We start from the raw sequence: 17,628 nt of genomic DNA, 5'->3' as shown, positions 1-17,628 counted from the left end.
GTACATTATACTTTTACAATATAACAAATTTATTGTACACTTGGAGTCACTATAACGCTTCAGAAAAGGAAGGGAATTATGAACGAATCGAAGCTGGAAACCAACCGTTATCCGGCATCCCGGATCGTGGAAGTCGCCAAAGCCTTATCCAGCGATGTCCGGGTCCGCATCCTTGAAGCGCTCGGCGATAAACCGATGAGCGTCGGTCAGTTGGCGGAGGCGCTGGGGATTGCCCAGCCTACGGTGTCCATTAATGTCCAAATGCTGGAGCAAGCCGAGCTGATCGTCTCTTCGCAAGGTGCGAATCGGGAAAAAATCTGCGCCGTCACCTGCCGCTCCATTCTTCTCGAGCTGCCCTCGAAGCCGGGAGAAGGGCTGCAGCGCACGGAAGAAATCCACATGCCGATCGGCATGTTTTCCCACTGCTTCATCGAGCCTACGTGCGGCATGGCGGCTCGGGACGGCTCGCTGATCGGATCGCCTGACGATCCGCGCGCCTTTTACATGCCGGAACGAACGGAGGCTGCGCTCCTCTGGTTCTCGGGGGCGGGATACATCGAATATTATTTTGCCAACCCCATGCCGCCCGGTGCGGCCCTCGATGAGCTGCGCATCCGCGCGGAACTAAGCTCCGAGGCGCCTTCCTTCCAGCAGGAATGGCCGTCCGACATCACCGTCAGCATCAACGACCTACCTGTAGGTACTTGGAGAAGCCCCGGTGATTTTGGCGACCGCAAAGGGAAGCTCACCCCGGATAAATGGAGGAGCGGCAGCGAGTACGGCATGCTGACGGAATGGCGCGTGACGAAACAAGGCAGCCAGGTCGACGGCCATGCATCCAGTGCCACGACCATCGATTCGCTGGACCTTGCTTTTAACCGGCCGATCCGCGTCCGCTTTGAGGTGAAAAAAGATGCGGAATATCCAAACGGACTGAATCTATACGGTTCGGGCTTCGGTGATCATCCGCAGGATATCATCCTGTCGTTTGTGCGTTACACAGAAGCCTGATCCTTATACGCCACGACGAACGGAACGATCGTCAGCTTGTCCACCCCCGGCAGTCCAGGGGCGATGGTACGCAAAAAGGCTATTCCATGTCACCCCTTGGCGACGATGGAATAGCCTCTTTCGCTATTACAATCCTAACGGTTTATTTCTTCTTCAGTTTATTGGATTTCCCCATTAAATATAACAGATACGGTGCTCCCAGGAGCGCGGTAACGATACCCGAAGGCAGCTCCTTCGGAATGATGACCACCCTGCCGATCCAGTCTGCCCCGGCCAGCAGAATTCCGCCGAGCAGCGCCGCAATCACCATCGATTGCCGGTGACGGGCACCGACCAGCATTCTGGCGGCATGCGGCGCAAGCAGCCCGATAAAGCCGACCGAGCCGACGTTCGCGGCAGCGATGGAAGCCAGCAGCACCGCAATGATGGCGACATACATCCGGGTATTCCGCACATTCAGTCCAAGTCCGGTGGAGCTTTCTTCGTTAAACGTCAGCAGATCCACCTTCCGTCCGAGCCATGCCGCCAAAGGCAGCAGGATGAGGATCGCCGGAACAATCCGCTGCACCTCCGTCCAGCCCCGGTTATAGGTACTCCCCGCCATCCAGGATAAAGCGGGCGCAACGTCGACCTTCGCATGGACAATCATCAAATTGATGATGGCCGAACCCAGCGCGGCGACGGCAATGCCGACCAGCGTAAGAATTGTCGGGTGAAGCCCTCTCTTCCAGGACACTGCATATACCAAAGCCGCGGCAGCCATTCCCCCGATCACCGCGCCGACCGGTACCCAGCCGGCCGACAATTGCGGGAAGCCTACCATCAGGAGCAGCGCCCCGGCTCCGGCCCCGCTGGTTACCCCGATCACCTGGGGATCTCCCAGCGGGTTGCGGACCGCATTCTGCAGCAGGCTGCCGCTGACGGCCAGCGCTATGCCGGACAAGCCGGCCGTGAGCAGCCTTGGCAGGCGGAAGTCCAGCAGAATTTGGCGATACATCTCCTCGCCGCCTCCGGTAAGCACGGCCACCACTTCCGTAAAGGGGATGCGCAAGCTGCCGCTCACCAGACTGAACACCCAGACGAGCATCAGCAGCACGCTGAACAGTGCAACCAGGACTGGATACGGAATCCGGCGCAGGCTTGTGCCCGCCATCATCGATCCCCCCGAGGCTCCGCGTCCCCCGATCAACGAGCGGGATACCCGAAGCGCAAGCCAGATCAGGCAAGGGGCACCGATCATGGCCGTAATGGCTCCGACCGGGAGTTCCCCGTAGGCGTTCACGAACATCCTGGCCACCGTGTCGGCCCCGACAAGCAGAGCAGAGCCCCATAACGCGGCCAATGGAATTAACCCTGCATGCCTAACTACGCCGGATAAGCGGACCAAATGGGGAGCAATCAACCCGATAAAGCCGATCGGACCGACAACGCTCACGGTCACGCAGGCCAGCACGATAGCTGCCCCCATGGCAAGCAAGCGGGTGGTGCCGACCTTTTGGCCGAGGGAGCGCGCCGACTCCTCATTGAGCGTGAGGATGTCCCATTGGCGTACCGCCATGCATAACACGACTAACCCGCCGATGATCCACGGCCATGAAAAAACTACGCCATCCCAATCGTTCTGGATCAGCGAGCCAGAACCCCATAGTAAAATGCCCTGTGTTGTCTGCTGATTCAACAGCAGCAGCGCACTCGTGACGGACGATAGGACCAGGGTTACGATCATGCCGGACAATGCAATCCGCAAGGGAGAGCCGTGCGTCCTGCCAGCCAGCGCATAGACGGCTACTGCCGCCAGCGTTCCGCCTGCCACTGCCAGTGGAAGGGCATATTGGTGCAGCAATCCCGGCCAGAAGATCATCCCGGCCACGACAGCCAAATAAGCGCCCGCATTCACGCCAAGCGTCGTTTCCGAGGCAAGCGGATTGCGCGTTACGGTTTGCATGAGCACGCCGGACACCGCCAAGGCCGCACCCGCCAGCAGGCCCATGACCGTTCGCGGAAGGCGCACGCTGCGGATCAGGTGGTGATCTGCAATATCCTGCGGAGACACCAGCGCCTGCACAACCGTTTTGACCGATATATCCGCAAGCCCTTGCGTTAAGCTGATAAACGTAAGAAATAGCAGTGCCGCAAGGCCTCCAGCCAGCATCCATAACGGCTTCCAGCCCCTACCTGAGGCAACAGGCGGGGCCGGATGGATGCTCACCGGCGTGGAGCCTTGAGCTGGTTTCTCGCCGAAACTCATTGCGTGAGCAGGTCAGCTGTCTTTTGAGCCATGGTCTGGGCAGACAACGGGCCGCCGTAAGGCCACATGTCACCGCCAAGTGCATATACGCGGTCTTCTTTAACAAAGTTCAGGCCTTTCCAAACCGGATTGTCCTTCAATTGATTCTCGATAACGTTATCACTGTCCTGGATAATGTGCAGGAAATTCGCGTCCTGAAGAGCCGGCAGCGCCTCGACGTCCGCAGTGGTGAATCCGTAGACCTCAAATTGACCCGGCTTATGGGCGTTGGTCAGCCCGATGTGCTCAAGAATTTTTACAGCGAGGGAATTATCCGTCGATATTCGGAATACCGCCGCATTCTGGTTGCTGTACCCCATCGCCAGCGCAAACGGTTTTTCCGTCATGCCCGCAGCTTCAAGCTTGGCTTTGGCATCGGCATAGGTTTGATCCAAATCGCCAAGCACTTTTGCGGCTTCGTCTTTTTTATCAAGCACGTCAGCAATCGTATTAAAGGTATTGATCATTTCTTCATACTGATCCCCTTGTCCCTCAGCCGGATAAGGATCAAACACCAATGTTGGCGCAATGCTGTTGTACGTTTCAAAACCGGCTTCAAGATTGGATTTCAAACCGATGATCAGGTCCGGCTTCAACGAAGCGATAAGCTCCAGATTCGGCTCTTGACGAGTGCCGACATCGGTTACGTCCGAACCGATCTCCACCGGAATGTTCACCCACTGTTTCATCCCTTCGATGTCTGCAATGCCGACAGGCTGAACACCCAGCGCAAGAACATCTTCTGCATAAAGCCATTCCAGCGCCACCACGCGCTTCGGAACACCCGTAATTTTCGTGTCGCCCATCGCGTGCTTGATGGTTCGGGTTTCCGGCGCGGCCTCGGTTTTATCCCCGCCTTGGGCGGCCCCTTGATCCGAATTCTGCGCTGCCGTGGAGCCGCTTCCTTCATTGGATGCCGCCCCCCCGCCGCAGCCGGCTAAAACCACAGCAAATATCAATACAATAAATACCAGACCCTTCATACTCCGCATTGAATTTCTCCCCCTATACCCTCTATGTATTGTAGATATTGTTTATTAATAATAATTATTGAGAACAATTATCATTATCAATACTCAGCACAATGATAATCATTCTCATTGATAATGTCAATAGATTTATGAAGATTATCTGAACCCTTCATGAATCGTTTACTTTTCGCCATGAAGATCGGATTAACTCTTTACAGCCAAGTCATTCTGTAACATAATCTTACTGATTGTTTTATGCACGCTTAATCTCAGCCATCGACTCATCCACGGAAGTCCGTGGCTCTTTTGACAAATAACCGAAAAAGTGAGGGATTTCCATGCGTGACAACCCCCCTGCAGCTGCGGCCGAGAGCGACTTTCCCGTTAAAGCCGGCAATCCGGCACGGCGAGCCCTGATCGTTGCCGGCTATCATCGGCTTGCCGATCTTACCCGGGCGACGGAGAAAGAGCTGCTTGCGCTTCACGGAGTTGGTCCAAAGGCGATCGGAGTATTGCGCGCCGCTTTGGCCGAGAAGGGTCTGGCCTTCAAAGAATAAAAAAAAGAGTGAATACATAAGGTACCTACATAGGATGGATCCCCAAGCCGCAAAAAGGTTCAGGGATCCATCACGTTTATGTTTGCTCCAATACGTCAAACCTTACCGAAGGCAGAACATTCACAAAAAACATATTTACATTTCTATAAAAATAGATATAATGAGCTTATGGATACCTTACAAACCATCAAAGCACTATCAAACGAGTCCCGGTTCAAAATCCTGGAGTGGCTGAAGCACCCGGAAGAACATTTTGATCCGCAGGAGCACATGCCTTCCAAATGTGATTTTCATGGCGGTATCTGCGTGGGCTCCATTTCAGAAAAAACAGGACTCGCTCAGTCGGTCGTTTCTGGCTACCTCGTAAAATTGCAAAAGGCTGGTCTACTGGAATCCCATCGAGCGGGCCAGTGGACATATTACAGACGTAATGAGGAGGGCATTAAGCGTTTTATCGAACAACTCAAGGAAGAGCTTTAGGCTTAAAAAGCAAATCAACCTGAAGATTAAGCTTAAAAGCTCTTTCTTTTTATCATATATATCTATTTTTATGAAAATACAGAAAAGCATATTAAACATATTGGAGGATTCCATACATGAGCAACCAAAATCAAAGTATCCGATCCACCGCACCCCTATTCGAGCCCTATACCATCGGTAACCTTACCCTGCCTTCCCGCGTGGTGATGGCTCCCATGACCCGAGGCTTCTCCCCGAATGGCGTTCCGGGCCCGGATGTGGCTGCTTACTACCGCCGGCGTGCGGAGAACGGCGTCGGATTGATCATTACCGAAGGAACGCTGATTAACCACCCGGCGGCTACCGATAACCCTAATATACCTAATTTCCATGGAGAGGCCGCATTGAACGGCTGGGCCGAGGTGGTCCGTCAGGTCCATGAAGCCGGCGGTAAGATCATGCCGCAAATTTGGCACATCGGCATGACAAGACCGCTAGGTGCCGAGCCTAACCCGGAAGCACTTCCGATCGGGCCATCCGGACTAGACCTGGACGGCAACGTCGTCACGAAACCCATGACCAAGGATGAAATCGAGCAGGTGATTCAAGCTTATGCCGATGCAGCCGCGAATGCCAAACGCCTTGGCTTTGACGGCGTAGAAATCCATGGTGCCCACGGTTACCTGATCGACCAATTCCTTTGGGAAAGAACGAACCGGCGTACCGATGAATACGGAGGCGACATGCTGAAGCGTGCCCGCTTTGCGATCGAAGTCGTAAAGGCAGTCCGTCAAGCGGTGGGTCCTGACTTCCCTGTTGCCATCCGTCTATCCCAATGGAAGACGACCCAATATGAAGCCAAGCTGGCAGATACGCCTGAAAAGCTAGGGCAGTTGTTAACCGCGCTGTCAGACGCTGGCGTCGACATATTCCACTGCTCGACCCGCCGCTTCTGGGAGCCTGAATTTGAAGGCTCTGACCTGAACTTTGCCGGATGGGCCAAGAAGCTGACTGGAAAAACGGTCATCACCGTCGGTTCCGTCGGTCTCGATGAAGTATTCACCAGCCTCTTCACCCAAGGTAAGGGTGCCGGCCAAAGAGACCTCGAAGAGCTGCTGAATCGTCTTGAGGAACATGAATTTGACCTGGTTGCCGTCGGCCGTGCTCTGCTGGCGGATCCGCAATGGGCTGCCAAGGTTCGAGACGGGCGTTTCGACGAGCTTGCCCCTTTCACGCCGGAATCCTTGCAAACCCTGGTTTAATGCGATTTCAGCTCCCCAGCCCCCTTGGGACCTGAGCGCCGCATTAGATCTTCAAATACAAAACCGGAAGCAGACTGCTTCCGGTTTTTTGCCGTATGCTGTTCATGGCTATTCGTCATGCAAAGCGGCTTGACGTTTGTAATGATCCTCGATGACCATGCAAGCCATCGCTTCGATCACGGGTACGACGCGGGGACAGATGCATGGATCGTGCCTGCCGATCGTCGCAATCTCCCGTTCGTTGCCGTCTACATCGACAGTCTGTTGAGGGATCGAAATGGATGAAGTCGGCTTGACGACGACTCGGAACACGATGTCCGCCCCAGTGCTGATACCACCGATGATCCCGCCGGCATGGTTCGTCCGGAACCCTCCTGCGTCCATCTGATCGTTGTGTTCGCTTCCGCGCATAGAGGCCGCTTGGAAGCCCGTCCCGAATTCGATGCCCTTAATCGCTCCTACGGACAACATCGCCTTCGCCAGCTCAGCGTCAAGCTTGTCGAATACGGGTTCTCCCAATCCCGCAGCGATTCCGCTGATACGGCACTCGACGATTCCCCCGCAGCTGTCGCCCTCTTCGGCCAGTCGTTCTATCCTCTCGATCATGCGAACGGCCGCTTCAGGATCACATGCCCGTACAGCATTGCGTTCGATGGCATCGACGTCGAATTGCTCGCATCGGATGCCGCCGATCTCCGTCGTATAGGCCAGGATCGAGACCCCCCGACGTTCCAGAAGCTTGCGCGCCACGGCACCGGCAGCCACTCGCGCAGCCGTCTCCCTTCCCGAAGCTCTTCCGCTTCCTCGATAGTCGCGTATCCCGTATTTTTTCTCATAAGTGAAATCCGCGTGCCCGGGCCGATAGGCCGATTTGATGGTGTCGTATGCCGATGGGCGCATGTCGGTGTTATTAAGCATGATGCACAATGGGGTCCCTGTTGTACGCCCTTCAAAAAGTCCAGATAAAATGCGGATCTTATCGTATTCCTTGCGGGGAGTTGTAACTGAGGATTGCCCCGGCCTTCTTCGATCCATCTGAATCTGAATATAGGCCTCATCCAGTTCAACGCCCGGCGTGACGCCCTCCAAAATGACGCCGACTGCTTCTCCGTGCGATTCCCCGAACGTAGTCATTTTCAATCGTTCTCCAAACGTACTTCCTGCCATGTCCCTACCTCCCGAATACTTTCGATTCCTTTTCATTTAGTTTAAGGGTATAGTTGAAATAAATGAAATCGTAATATCGAACAGTTGCCATAGAGAGGATTGATATCAAATGATTGCAAACACGGAGTGGTATCGAGTGTTCCTGCATGCTGCTGAGACTTCCAATCTCACGAAAGCCGCGCAGAATCTCCATATGACACAGCCTTCTGTAAGTTATGCCATCAAGCAGTTGGAAGAAGCCCTCGGCGTGGGGCTGTTCGACCGGTTATCCAAGGGCGTCCGTTTAACGCAAGAAGGCGAGGCCTTGTATCAGCATGTCCGGCAAGCCTTTGACGAACTCGATTCAGGCGAGCGCCGATTGAGGAAGCTAAAGCAGTTCAGCGAAGGCAGGCTGAGGATCGGCGCGAACGGGGCTATCGTTAAGGACTTTCTCCTCTCCTTGCTCGACCGATTCCATGCCCGCTATCCCGACATCCGCATCCAGCTGTCACAGGAGCGAACCAGCAGCATCGTGGAGCGCTTAAAGAAAGGCTCGTTGGATCTCGGCTTTGTTCACCTTCCCGTATCGGACGAGGAAATCCATATCATCGACTCCCGTACTTCGCCTTATTGCGCCGTGGTTGGAACGGCCTTCGCAGATTGGGCTCGCAGGCCTCTACGGACGGAAGAATTGACGGAGCTTCCCCTCTTGTTGTTATCCCCTGGCAGCTCGACCCGATCCTTCATCGAAGGGTGGTTCCGATCGCAAGGGGTGGAAGTGGAAGCCGACTTCGAGTTGAACAGCCTGGACATGTTAGCGGAATTTGCCGAGCGCGGTTATGGAACAGCCTTCTTGCCGCGGGCCTTTGTCTCGCCCCGCATCGCGGACGGTTCCTTGCTGGAGCTTCGAACAGATACTCGGTTACCGGATCGATATATCGGCGTCGCCGTTCGGAAGCACCAGTCGCCATCGCTGGCGGCAGGAGCATTTTTGGAGATGCTGCAGCAGAACTGACGATCTTCCGCCGACATTCCCAACTGAACAAGGCAGCCGGATGAACGGCTGCCTTTGCTTCGTTTGTATTGGCAACGGTTTAGCAGATATAAGCTTGCTGCTCATCAAGTCCTATCCAGGCAGGCTGGCACCTGTTGAATACACACAAGAGCTGTTAGCTTTGAAAAACTACCCGTAAGCCCTCACTTCAATAACCTCGGCATAATCAGAGCCGTTCGTGCGCTCCACCACCAATCGAAGCGCCGCGCATGGAACGGGCTCCTCCAAACGGTGGACAGTTCTCCGGCGGCGGTTCAACGCCTCCGAGGCAAGGGTGATCCACTTCCCTTCCGAATCCAGCGCTTCTAGTCTGTAGGCACAGACCAGCTCAGGGATGATGTCGAACGGCGTACGATGATGATGCAGATTGATCAGATCCTCGTTGACATCATCGTTGAAGATCAGGTGAATCTCGCGGACCGACTGCACTTCCTTCCACTCCAGCTTCAACCAAGGCGTCTCCCCGTCTGCGATTCGCTCCGATACCCACATATGCGGACCGCCGTAAGGACGCTTGTATCCATCAATGACATGCTCCGGTTGATACGCCCTTGAACCGATCGCCGACCGCAGGCAGAACAGCTTGCGGACCAGCCCCTTCATGCTCCACTCCACCACCGGCTGGCTGTCATCATGGTCTTCCAACTCCTTGGAGACGCGGGCTGGCGCCCCCCGTTCGAAGGCAAGCAGCCCGCTCATCGGCTTGGACGACAAATACAGCGTCAGATCCGGATTTTTGCGCACGATGATAAAGGCGTTCTGCGGCTCCGCCGGCTGCCAATCCAGCTGGACGGGGACCCACTGTCCCTGCCCCGGGATGATCCGGACGGAGGTGCGAAATTCTAACGCGGCCGGCACGTAATTCTCCGGACGTCCCGTGCTCCAAACCTCCACCATCATGTCGGTCTCCTGCTCCGCATCCACCAGCCATGCCACCTCGCCCGCCAGCCCCGGATCGGCCGGCATCAGCACGGCGATGTCCCGCTCCAGCGGGTAAGGCGCCTCCGCCTCCTCGATCGCGATCCTGGACAGGTGGGACGATGCGCTGACCTTGGCGCTTCGGGCCAGATCCAGCGGATCGCGGTTTGCAACCCCGAGCACGGAGGCATCCTGCTTCAGCAGCGTCTGCCCAAGCTCCCCGCTCCGGCTGCGGGACAGCTCGCGCGGGGAGAGGCTGTGCTGGACGCACAGCGCCGCCGCCGTGCCGGCCGCTTCGCCCAGGACGGCGCAGGTCGCCATCACCCGCGTGGTGCCGAAGGCCACGTGGGTGGCGCTGATGTTGCGCCCGGCGAACAACAGGTTGGCCACGTTCGCCGAGTACAGGCTGCGGAACGGTATATGGTAATTCCCGTCCGCATGCATATGCTTCGAGCCGCTCTCTTCGGCGTACATGCCCTGCGGCGGATGCAGATCGATCGACCAGCCGCCGAAGGCCACCCGGTCCCCGAACGGCTCTTGGGCCATAATATCGTTCTGCGTGAGCACATAGTCGCCGACAAACCGGCGGTATTCCCGCTTGCCCGGCTGAGCGCCGACCCACTCCAGCGTCATATTGGCGGCATCGAATTTGCCGGAATTTTTGATATAGTCCCATATGCCATATATGACTGACCACAGCTCATCGCGGATGCGCTCATTGTCATGCACGGTGTCGAGCTCGCCGCCCCATTCGATCCACCAGTAATGGCAGCCCGAGTCGCCGCTGCGGATGACCCGTTTGATCGGGATCGGCGTCTGCGTAATATCCTTGGCAAAGACGGGCGGCACGAATTTTACCGGATGTCCGGCATCCTTCGTGTAGAACAGCAGCGTGCTGCCGAGTGTCACATCGTCCGCCGTCTCCGGCGCCCACTCTTCCCCGTATTCATCGCGCGCTTCCCGTCCGAGCCGGTATTTCGCTCCCGCCAGGAATCCGACCAGCCCGTCCCCCGTGCAATCCAGGAACACGGGACTCTCAAACCGGATGCGCCGCTCCGAGCCCATCATCCAACCGGTAACCGAACGGATCTGCCGCGCGTCAGAATCTCCGTCCGCTTCTACCTCATGCACGTCCGTATTCAAGAACAGGGTGATGTTCGGCTCGGCCCGCACGGTCTCCAGCACGATCAAATCCCATAGATACGGGTTGCCGTCCGGATTCCGGTACTGGTTCTCCACGAACATCTCGCCCATAATGCCGGTTTCCCGGGCATAGCGGTTGATCCCGTGGGCCGTCGCGCCGCATACCCATACGCGCACCTCGCTGCTGGAGTTGCCGCCCAGAACCGGGCGGTTCTGCACGAGCGCTACCTTTTGTCCGAGCCTCGCGGCCGCCACCGCCGCGCAGACCCCTGCCAAACCGCCGCCAATCACCGTTATGTCGCTTACTTCCGTTTCGTTTCTCATGCTCTTTCTCCTTTCATTTTCGTCCAGCTCATCTGTGAACATGGATTATGGGCTATCCTTTTACAGCCGAGCTCGCCACGCCCTGAATGATATATTTCTGACCGATCAGGAACACGAGAATCATCGGAATGATACCTGCGGTCGCCGCCGCCATCATGCCGTTATAATCCACCGTATTTTCGAGGATGAAATTTTGCAGCCCCAGCGGAACGGTATACAGATCCTGATCGATCAAGAATACCAAGGCGTTCTCGTAATCGTTCCAGTGCCAGGAGAAATCGATAATGGCCAGCGTGGCCAGCGAGGGTTTCGCCATCGGCAGAATGATCCGGGAAAAAATGCGGAAATGTCCTGCTCCGTCGATAAAGGCAGCTTCCGAAATTTCATGCGGTACGGAGAGGAAGAACTGCCGCATCATGAACACCCCGAATATCGTGAATACGCCCGGCAATATCAGAGCCCAATGCGTGTTGTAAATGCCGACCCAGTCGAACATGATGAACTTCGGCACAAACAGGACCTGAGGAGGGACCATCATCATCGACAAATAGATCATGAACATGGCATTCCGTCCCTTGAACTCGATCCGGGCAAAACCGTAAGCGGCTAAAGCGGACAGCAATACCGCGCCGACGGTGCTGATCAAGGCGACTTTAAGCGAGTTGAGGTAGTAGTGGCCAAAGCTGTTCGCTCCGGTCCACACTTTCACATGATGATCCCACATGAATTGGGCGGGAATCCACTTAATCGGGTACTGGAATACTTCCGCCGGCATCTTGAACGAGGTGCTGATCATCCAGAGGAAAGGAACGATCATAACCACGCTGAAGAACAGCATAATGAACGTGACGATTATTTTGGTGTATAAGGCTTTGGTCATTGTCCTTCCTCCTTAATAGTGAACCCAGCGCTTCTGGCCGATCCATTGAATGACGGTGAAGATCATGATGATCAAGAACAGCGCCCAGGAGATCGCGGATGCATAACCCATTTCGTAGTAGCGGAAGGCATTCTGGTATATGAACAGGGATAACACGGTGGTGCTGTTGCCCGGGCCCCCTTGCGTAATGGCTTGAATGATCCCGAACTGCTTGATGGTCATAATGAGACCGGTAATAAGCAGCAGGAAGGTCGTGGGGCTGACGAGCGGCCACAGGATGCTGCGAACCGTTTGCCAGGCGCGGGCCCCGTCGATTTTGGCAGCCTCCAGCAGCTCCGTTGAGACCTCCTGCAGCGCGGCCAGGTAGATGATCATGTTATAACCGAGCATGAACCAGATCCAGATGATGTCGATGGCATACATGGACGAATCCATGGTGGACAGCCATCCCGGGGGATTGGTTATCCCGAACGACTTGAGGATTCCGTTGATCGGGCCGTTATTCGGATGGAACAGCAGCATCCATACGAAAGCCACGGCGACGCCGCTGGTGATGTAAGGCATGAAATATAAGGCGCGGAGCAGCTTTTTTAAATACACCGAGCGGTTCAGAACCACGGCAACGATGAAAGCCAGTCCGATCGATATAGGAACGGATAACAGAAAGAACAGCGTATTTTTGATCGAAATGTAGAAGACCTCGTCGCCCAGCATTTTTTGAATGTTGGCCAGGCCCACGAACTTCGTGTCCGAGCTCATAAATTTGTAGTCCGTAAACATGAGATAGAACGAATACAAGGCTGGCACAATAAAAAACAGCATCACGCCGACCATGTTTGGCCCTATAAACAGATAGCCGAGATACTGTTGCCGTTTCATCCAGGATGTTTTCACATAGCCCCACTCCTCTTGGTCTTTTTCATCTCAAGCATAGCAGTCGGGACCAAGCGGGGATAAGGAACAAAACCTTTGAATTTATGCTACAGAAGTATGCAATTGCAGGGGTGTGAATTTCAACGTCTCCGTAGATTTGTTCTATGGCTGACGAGAAAAAAGCGGCAATCAACTCCCCAGCCCGGATCATGCCGAGATAGGCAGTGTCGAAGCCGAACAAAAAGGGGACCGCCGCCCGAAGCGATAGTCCCCTTCTATTGGAGCCGACAGCTCCTTATTTGCCTTCTTTTAAAAACGTATTGTGCCGGTTCACCATGGCCTCCAGCGTTTGATCGAGCGATTGGGCGTTAAGGAAATACTTCTCATACTCCTGAGCCCGCATATCCATCACCTCTTGCGGCAAGCTCCTAACGTACGTAGGCGTTTTGTCTTCGAACAAGACGTGCATCAAGGAATCCAGGTCATACGTGTCTTTCTTATCACCGAGCAGGTTGTTTAACGCCTCATCCTGATCGGCGTCCTTCGAAGCCGGCAATCTTCCGCCCGCAGCCATAGGAGCCATGCCTCCGTCCGCATACCACTTCAGGAATTCCCAAGCTTCCGCTTGTTTTTTGGATTTGGCATTAATGGAGATGTAATCACCGAGTCCGCCCCTTGTCACGTAGCTGTCCGCACTGTCCGTTAATCTCGGCACTTGGGCGAACGCGATGGTGAAGTCGCGCGGGAAGTCCGTAAAGTTATTCGAGCTTCGCAGCAGCCAAGCCCCGATATTCAGCATAGGCACTTCCCCGCTCAGGAACACTTGCTCCACCGGCATTTTGGAAGTCAGCTGCTCTCCGAGCGGCGGCGTGGTCTTGTCCTCCTTCATCATGACGTTCAGGGTTTCCAGCCATTTTTTGACCAGCGGGTGGTCCAGATTCGAAGTTCCGTCCGCCTTGGTGTACCCCTCTTGCGATAACACCGAATCAATCGGATCGACGAACGGCTCCATATTTTGAATAAATCCGTAGTTATTGCCGACTTTGAGCTTCTTGGCATATTCGCGCAGTTCATCCCACGTCCAGTCCTTCGGAACGGGCAGGCCGGCCGCATCAAGGGCATCCTTGTTCAGCGCGACGAAGAAGGCGCTTTTCGTGGTCGGCATCCCGTAATACTTCCCGTTGATTTTCCAGCCTTCGGCGTCGGGCCCCATTTTCTCGTCGATATTGTAATCGTCGAATTGGCTCAGATCCAAGGCCAAATTGGACTCCACCCGTTTGGACGTTTGAGAAAGCGTGTAATTCACGAACAGGTCGACATCCTGCCCTGTAATCATGGCTGTATCGAGCTTCAGGTTCCCGTCATCGTCATTGACGTAGCGGACATACTCGACTTGAATATCGGGATGCTCGGCATTCCACGCGTCGATGACCTCTTGCGGTCCGGCCTCCGGCGGTACGCCGCCCCACATGGTTAGTTTGACCGGATCGCCTGATGAAGGCGCTTTCGAATTGTCCGTTCCTTGTCCCTCATTCGCGGATGACGCTGTTTTGCCGCTGCAGCCTGCAAGAAGACCCATTAGCAATACGCCGATGAGAAGCATCGCCCATCCTTTTTTATTTCTCACATTAGAGACCTCCCCGAGAATCATATTGGTGTGATGCCCTCTCATCGTAGCAGGGAACGGGAGCCGCTTTTAAGCTACATATCCATTCAGATAATGGAACAAAACGATGGAATTCCTGTTTCGGCGAATCCTATGCCCTGCATGGAATCGTTCTATTTAGCGTCTTTGTTGTGTTGTCTGTATTTGCTCGGCGTGAAGCCGGTCAACCGCTTGAATATCTTTATAAAATAATTGTCGTTCACGAACCCCACCCGAAGGCCGATCTCGTGAACAGGGAGGTCGGTTTGAAGCAAATACGCGATGGCTTTATCCACCCGGACCTGGTGCAAATAATGAATCAAGGTGCGTCCGGTCTTTTTCTTGAAGAGCGCGCTGACGTAATTCTCGCCCATCATCACGTAGCCCGACATCGATTTTACCGTAATGTCCTGCTCGTAGTGCTCATGGATGTACTGCAATATTTTCTGTACTTCCGGGTGCGACGTGATTTCCTCGGGGGAGGCATGATGCGCCGGTTGTGGCGGCACCGTCTCCGTGGACGCGACCGGAATCGAAACAGGTTGGCTTGGGTTCGGGCTCGGGTTACTCTTGGTCAGCTCGGCATTCATTTTGTGCAGCGTCTCCCTCAGCGTATTCACGCTCATCGACAGCTTCAGGATATAGTTGGATGCCCCGTATTCCATCGCTTGCCGGACATACTCGAATTCACTCATGCAGGTCAGCATCACGAACTTTGAGGCATACCCTTCTTCCCGGGTTCTGCGGAGGAGCTCCACGCCGTCCATCTCCGGCATCACGATATCGGTCAGCACGAGATCGGGCGGATTGCTCCGGATCATCTCCAGCGCTTCGGCGCCGTTGCCTGCCTCTCCCGCCACCTTGAATCCAAGCTCCTCCCACGCGATGATCTCCCGCACGGACTCTCGCACAAACACCTCATCCTCCACCAGCAGCACCTTCCACATAGGTCTCTCCTCCTCGCAGCTTTCAATCCGGTTCCAAGCCTACATAGGCCAGAGGCGAATAATCTGCCCGTTATGATGAAATCAAGTGATCGTTCTGATAAGGCGTTGAGATTAACAGCGGGATAGAAAATCGAATTCGCGTTCCCCGCTCCGAAGAAATAATCTCCATGCTGCCCTCTTCCTTAAATAGCAGCCGCAGCAGCTCTTGGACATTGTTGAGACCGATGCCCGGACGTTTACGCATTCCGCCCGCCTGCCGGGACTGCTCCATGCCGACGCCGTTGTCCTTGATCTCCACCGCCAATCGATTCGGTCCCTCCCGGGTAACCGTAATTTCAATGAGACCCTCCTGCTCCGGCAGCGGCCCGATTCCGTGTAGGATGGCATTCTCCACGAGCGGCTGCAGGCAGAGCTTGGGCACAAGCGCATAGAGGATGTCCTCATCATACGCAAAGGTCACGTCAAAACGGTGATTATAACGCACCTGCTGAATATGGACGTAAGCCTGCACCAGCTCGATTTCATCCTTCAGGTGCACCAGATCCTTCTCCGTATTCAGGCTCGCCTCCAGCAGCTTGCCCAGAGACAGGGTGATATTCGTGATATCCTCATTCCCGTGGCGAATGGCACTCCACTTGACCGTATTTAGCGTATTGAGCAGAAAATGCGGGTTCATCTGAGCCAGCAGCATATGAAAATGCACCGCTTCCTTCTGCCTTTCCTCGGCCTTCAATCGCTGAATCAGCATATCCATGTCGTTGAGCATGGAATTGAACGTCTGCGTCAGCTCCAGAATCTCGCCCCGGAACTTGTGCTCCGGCAGACGGATCTTCAGATTGTTGCGGACAACCGCCTTCATCTTATTCTGCAAATGGGATAACGGCCGGGTAATCGTGGCGGCAATAATGAAGGTCATGATGAGGAAAGCGCCGGTCAGCAGGAAAAAGGTCATGAAATATTGGCCCTTCAGCTCCTCGATCTCGTTAAAGAGCACCGTCAGCGGAATCCGGTTCACGATATACCAATCCAGCGATTCCACGTAAATGTAATTCACCAGGGTGTTGGAGGTTTTATCGATAAAATACTTCTGCCTGGGCTCGGCCGCAATCCTGGCTTTCACCTCGCCGGTCAGACTGCTGTTCAAGATCGATTGGGATACGTTCTCGCCAGCGCTCGTAATCAAGAAATACTCCTGCCGCAGCGTCGACTGCTTCAATACCGATTGAAACCAGAAGGAGTAGTCGATGCTGATCCGGGCCATGCCGTACGGCTTGTTGCGGGGAGTTTCCATGTAAGCGTACAGCGACAGCAGGTAAGGACTCGTCGAGATATCCCGCAGCACGTAGTTCGCATCGCTGGAAACCCAATGATACGACACGCCATCCATCTGTTCCCTATCAAAGCCAGGGTTGTCCCGCAGTTTCCTGTAATCGAGGGCCTCCCTGGGAGAATAAGAAGTGTAAGCGTTGCCATGAAAGTCGAGAATCGTGAAGTAGACTGACGGATTATATAGGAAAAAGCTGTTGTTCAAATTTTTGAACTTTTCCTCCATCAGGTTTTTGTTCTCGAGCCCCTGCCGCTGTCCGGGATGGGTCAGCACGGAGGCCACCGTCGAATCCTGCTCCAGAAATATCAGCGTTTTGAAGGCTACGCTCAACTGATCCTCCAGCGTTCGATACATCTGCTCCAGCTGGCTGTGGCTCTGCTGGCTGATTTTCTCCTGGACCAAGGTCTCAATCCGCTGGTAGTTGTACAAATTCAAAATGCCGAAAGGCAGCAGTATGACCAGAACGAACGCGGCAAACAGACGGTATTTCAGCTTGTGTGGAAACAGGGATCGTATTCGGTTCAGCACCCTCCCGCACTCTCCTTTTCGCTCGCTTGTTCTTCAATTATATCAGCACCGGTTCGCTTGAGAATGACAATGCCTGAAATTGCATGGATATGTGCGGTCGATGCCGGGGGCAGGCGCAGTGGATGTGTAGATTTGTTCTATTTTTATCAGACAAAAAAGACCAAACTCTCCGTAAGAGAGCTTGGTCCTCATCGATTGCATCAACGCATTTCGTGCTCAAGCGCGTTAACGATCGCGCCCGCTAACGTCGAGGTCAGCCACTCCCGATCATGCGTGTTGCATTTGATATCGGATTT

At 54.7% G+C, this 17,628-nt stretch carries 14 protein-coding genes; 5 read left to right on the top strand and 9 right to left on the bottom strand.

Annotation, left to right across the window (positions count from 1 at the left end; translation table 11 throughout):
* Positions 1-78: 78 nt before the first annotated feature.
* Positions 79-1,011, top strand: a complete 933-nt coding sequence (locus AC3RCL_RS01150) for an ArsR/SmtB family transcription factor (protein ID WP_096777156.1) — start codon at positions 79-81, stop codon at positions 1,009-1,011.
* Between the two features lie 142 nt (positions 1,012-1,153).
* Here the strand turns inward: AC3RCL_RS01150 and fhuB are convergent, their stop codons facing one another.
* Together fhuB and AC3RCL_RS01140 are read right to left on the bottom strand one after the other, a co-directional pair.
* Positions 1,154-3,259, bottom strand: a complete 2,106-nt coding sequence (gene fhuB, locus AC3RCL_RS01145; protein ID WP_492534214.1) for a Fe(3+)-hydroxamate ABC transporter permease FhuB — start codon at positions 3,257-3,259, stop codon at positions 1,154-1,156.
* Complete coding sequence (locus tag AC3RCL_RS01140; RefSeq protein ID WP_492534212.1) at positions 3,256-4,290, bottom strand: ABC transporter substrate-binding protein; 1,035 nt, start codon at positions 4,288-4,290, stop codon at positions 3,256-3,258. Before AC3RCL_RS01140 ends, fhuB begins: the two co-directional genes overlap by 4 nt.
* Positions 4,291-4,607: 317 nt before the next feature.
* On the opposite strand from AC3RCL_RS01140, the gene AC3RCL_RS01135 reads away from it, so the two are divergent.
* The 3 genes from AC3RCL_RS01135 to AC3RCL_RS01125 all read left to right on the top strand — a co-directional run bounded on the left by AC3RCL_RS01135 (position 4,608) and on the right by AC3RCL_RS01125 (position 6,547).
* Positions 4,608-4,826: a helix-hairpin-helix domain-containing protein gene (locus AC3RCL_RS01135; RefSeq protein ID WP_090910343.1), complete on the top strand. Its 219-nt coding sequence runs from the start codon at positions 4,608-4,610 to the stop codon at positions 4,824-4,826.
* 78 nt (positions 4,827-4,904) lie between these two features.
* Positions 4,905-5,306, top strand: a complete 402-nt coding sequence (locus tag AC3RCL_RS01130; RefSeq protein WP_374705890.1) for an ArsR/SmtB family transcription factor — start codon at positions 4,905-4,907, stop codon at positions 5,304-5,306.
* 116 nt (positions 5,307-5,422) lie between these two features.
* A complete protein-coding gene (locus tag AC3RCL_RS01125) occupies positions 5,423-6,547 on the top strand; it encodes an NADH:flavin oxidoreductase (protein WP_492534210.1) in 1,125 nt (374 codons plus the stop codon).
* Positions 6,548-6,655: 108 nt separating this feature from the next.
* On the opposite strand, the gene aroC is transcribed toward AC3RCL_RS01125, so the two are convergent.
* On the bottom strand, positions 6,656-7,714 hold the full coding sequence (gene aroC / locus AC3RCL_RS01120; protein ID WP_492534208.1) for a chorismate synthase: 1,059 nt from the start codon (positions 7,712-7,714) through the stop codon (positions 6,656-6,658).
* Between the two features lie 109 nt (positions 7,715-7,823).
* On the opposite strand from aroC, the gene AC3RCL_RS01115 reads away from it, so the two are divergent.
* Positions 7,824-8,708: a LysR family transcriptional regulator gene (locus AC3RCL_RS01115; protein ID WP_492534206.1), complete on the top strand. Its 885-nt coding sequence runs from the start codon at positions 7,824-7,826 to the stop codon at positions 8,706-8,708.
* Between the two features lie 168 nt (positions 8,709-8,876).
* On the opposite strand, the gene AC3RCL_RS01110 is transcribed toward AC3RCL_RS01115, so the two are convergent.
* The 6 genes from AC3RCL_RS01110 to AC3RCL_RS01085 all read right to left on the bottom strand — a co-directional run bounded on the left by AC3RCL_RS01110 (position 8,877) and on the right by AC3RCL_RS01085 (position 17,332).
* On the bottom strand, positions 8,877-11,132 hold the full coding sequence (locus tag AC3RCL_RS01110; protein ID WP_492534204.1) for an FAD-dependent oxidoreductase: 2,256 nt from the start codon (positions 11,130-11,132) through the stop codon (positions 8,877-8,879).
* A 52-nt stretch (positions 11,133-11,184) separates the two neighbouring features.
* Complete coding sequence (locus tag AC3RCL_RS01105) at positions 11,185-12,012, bottom strand: carbohydrate ABC transporter permease (RefSeq protein ID WP_012818444.1); 828 nt, start codon at positions 12,010-12,012, stop codon at positions 11,185-11,187.
* 12 nt (positions 12,013-12,024) lie between these two features.
* Positions 12,025-12,906 (bottom strand): carbohydrate ABC transporter permease, encoded by an 882-nt coding sequence (locus AC3RCL_RS01100; RefSeq protein ID WP_009593631.1) that lies wholly within the window; start codon positions 12,904-12,906, stop codon positions 12,025-12,027.
* A gap of 274 nt (positions 12,907-13,180) precedes the next feature.
* Positions 13,181-14,512: an ABC transporter substrate-binding protein gene (locus AC3RCL_RS01095; RefSeq protein ID WP_192570089.1), complete on the bottom strand. Its 1,332-nt coding sequence runs from the start codon at positions 14,510-14,512 to the stop codon at positions 13,181-13,183.
* Between the two features lie 152 nt (positions 14,513-14,664).
* Positions 14,665-15,477 carry a response regulator gene (locus tag AC3RCL_RS01090; protein WP_192570090.1) on the bottom strand — a complete coding sequence of 271 codons (813 nt, stop codon included), beginning with the start codon at positions 15,475-15,477 and terminating at the stop codon, positions 14,665-14,667.
* Between the two features lie 70 nt (positions 15,478-15,547).
* Positions 15,548-17,332: a sensor histidine kinase gene (locus AC3RCL_RS01085; RefSeq protein WP_192570091.1), complete on the bottom strand. Its 1,785-nt coding sequence runs from the start codon at positions 17,330-17,332 to the stop codon at positions 15,548-15,550.
* Between the last annotated feature and the right edge of the window lie 296 nt (positions 17,333-17,628).

Source organism: Paenibacillus sp. MT86 (assembly GCF_058792535.1).
The sequence above is the reverse complement of the archived record's forward strand: the minus strand, read 5'-3'. Positions and strand labels throughout refer to the sequence as shown.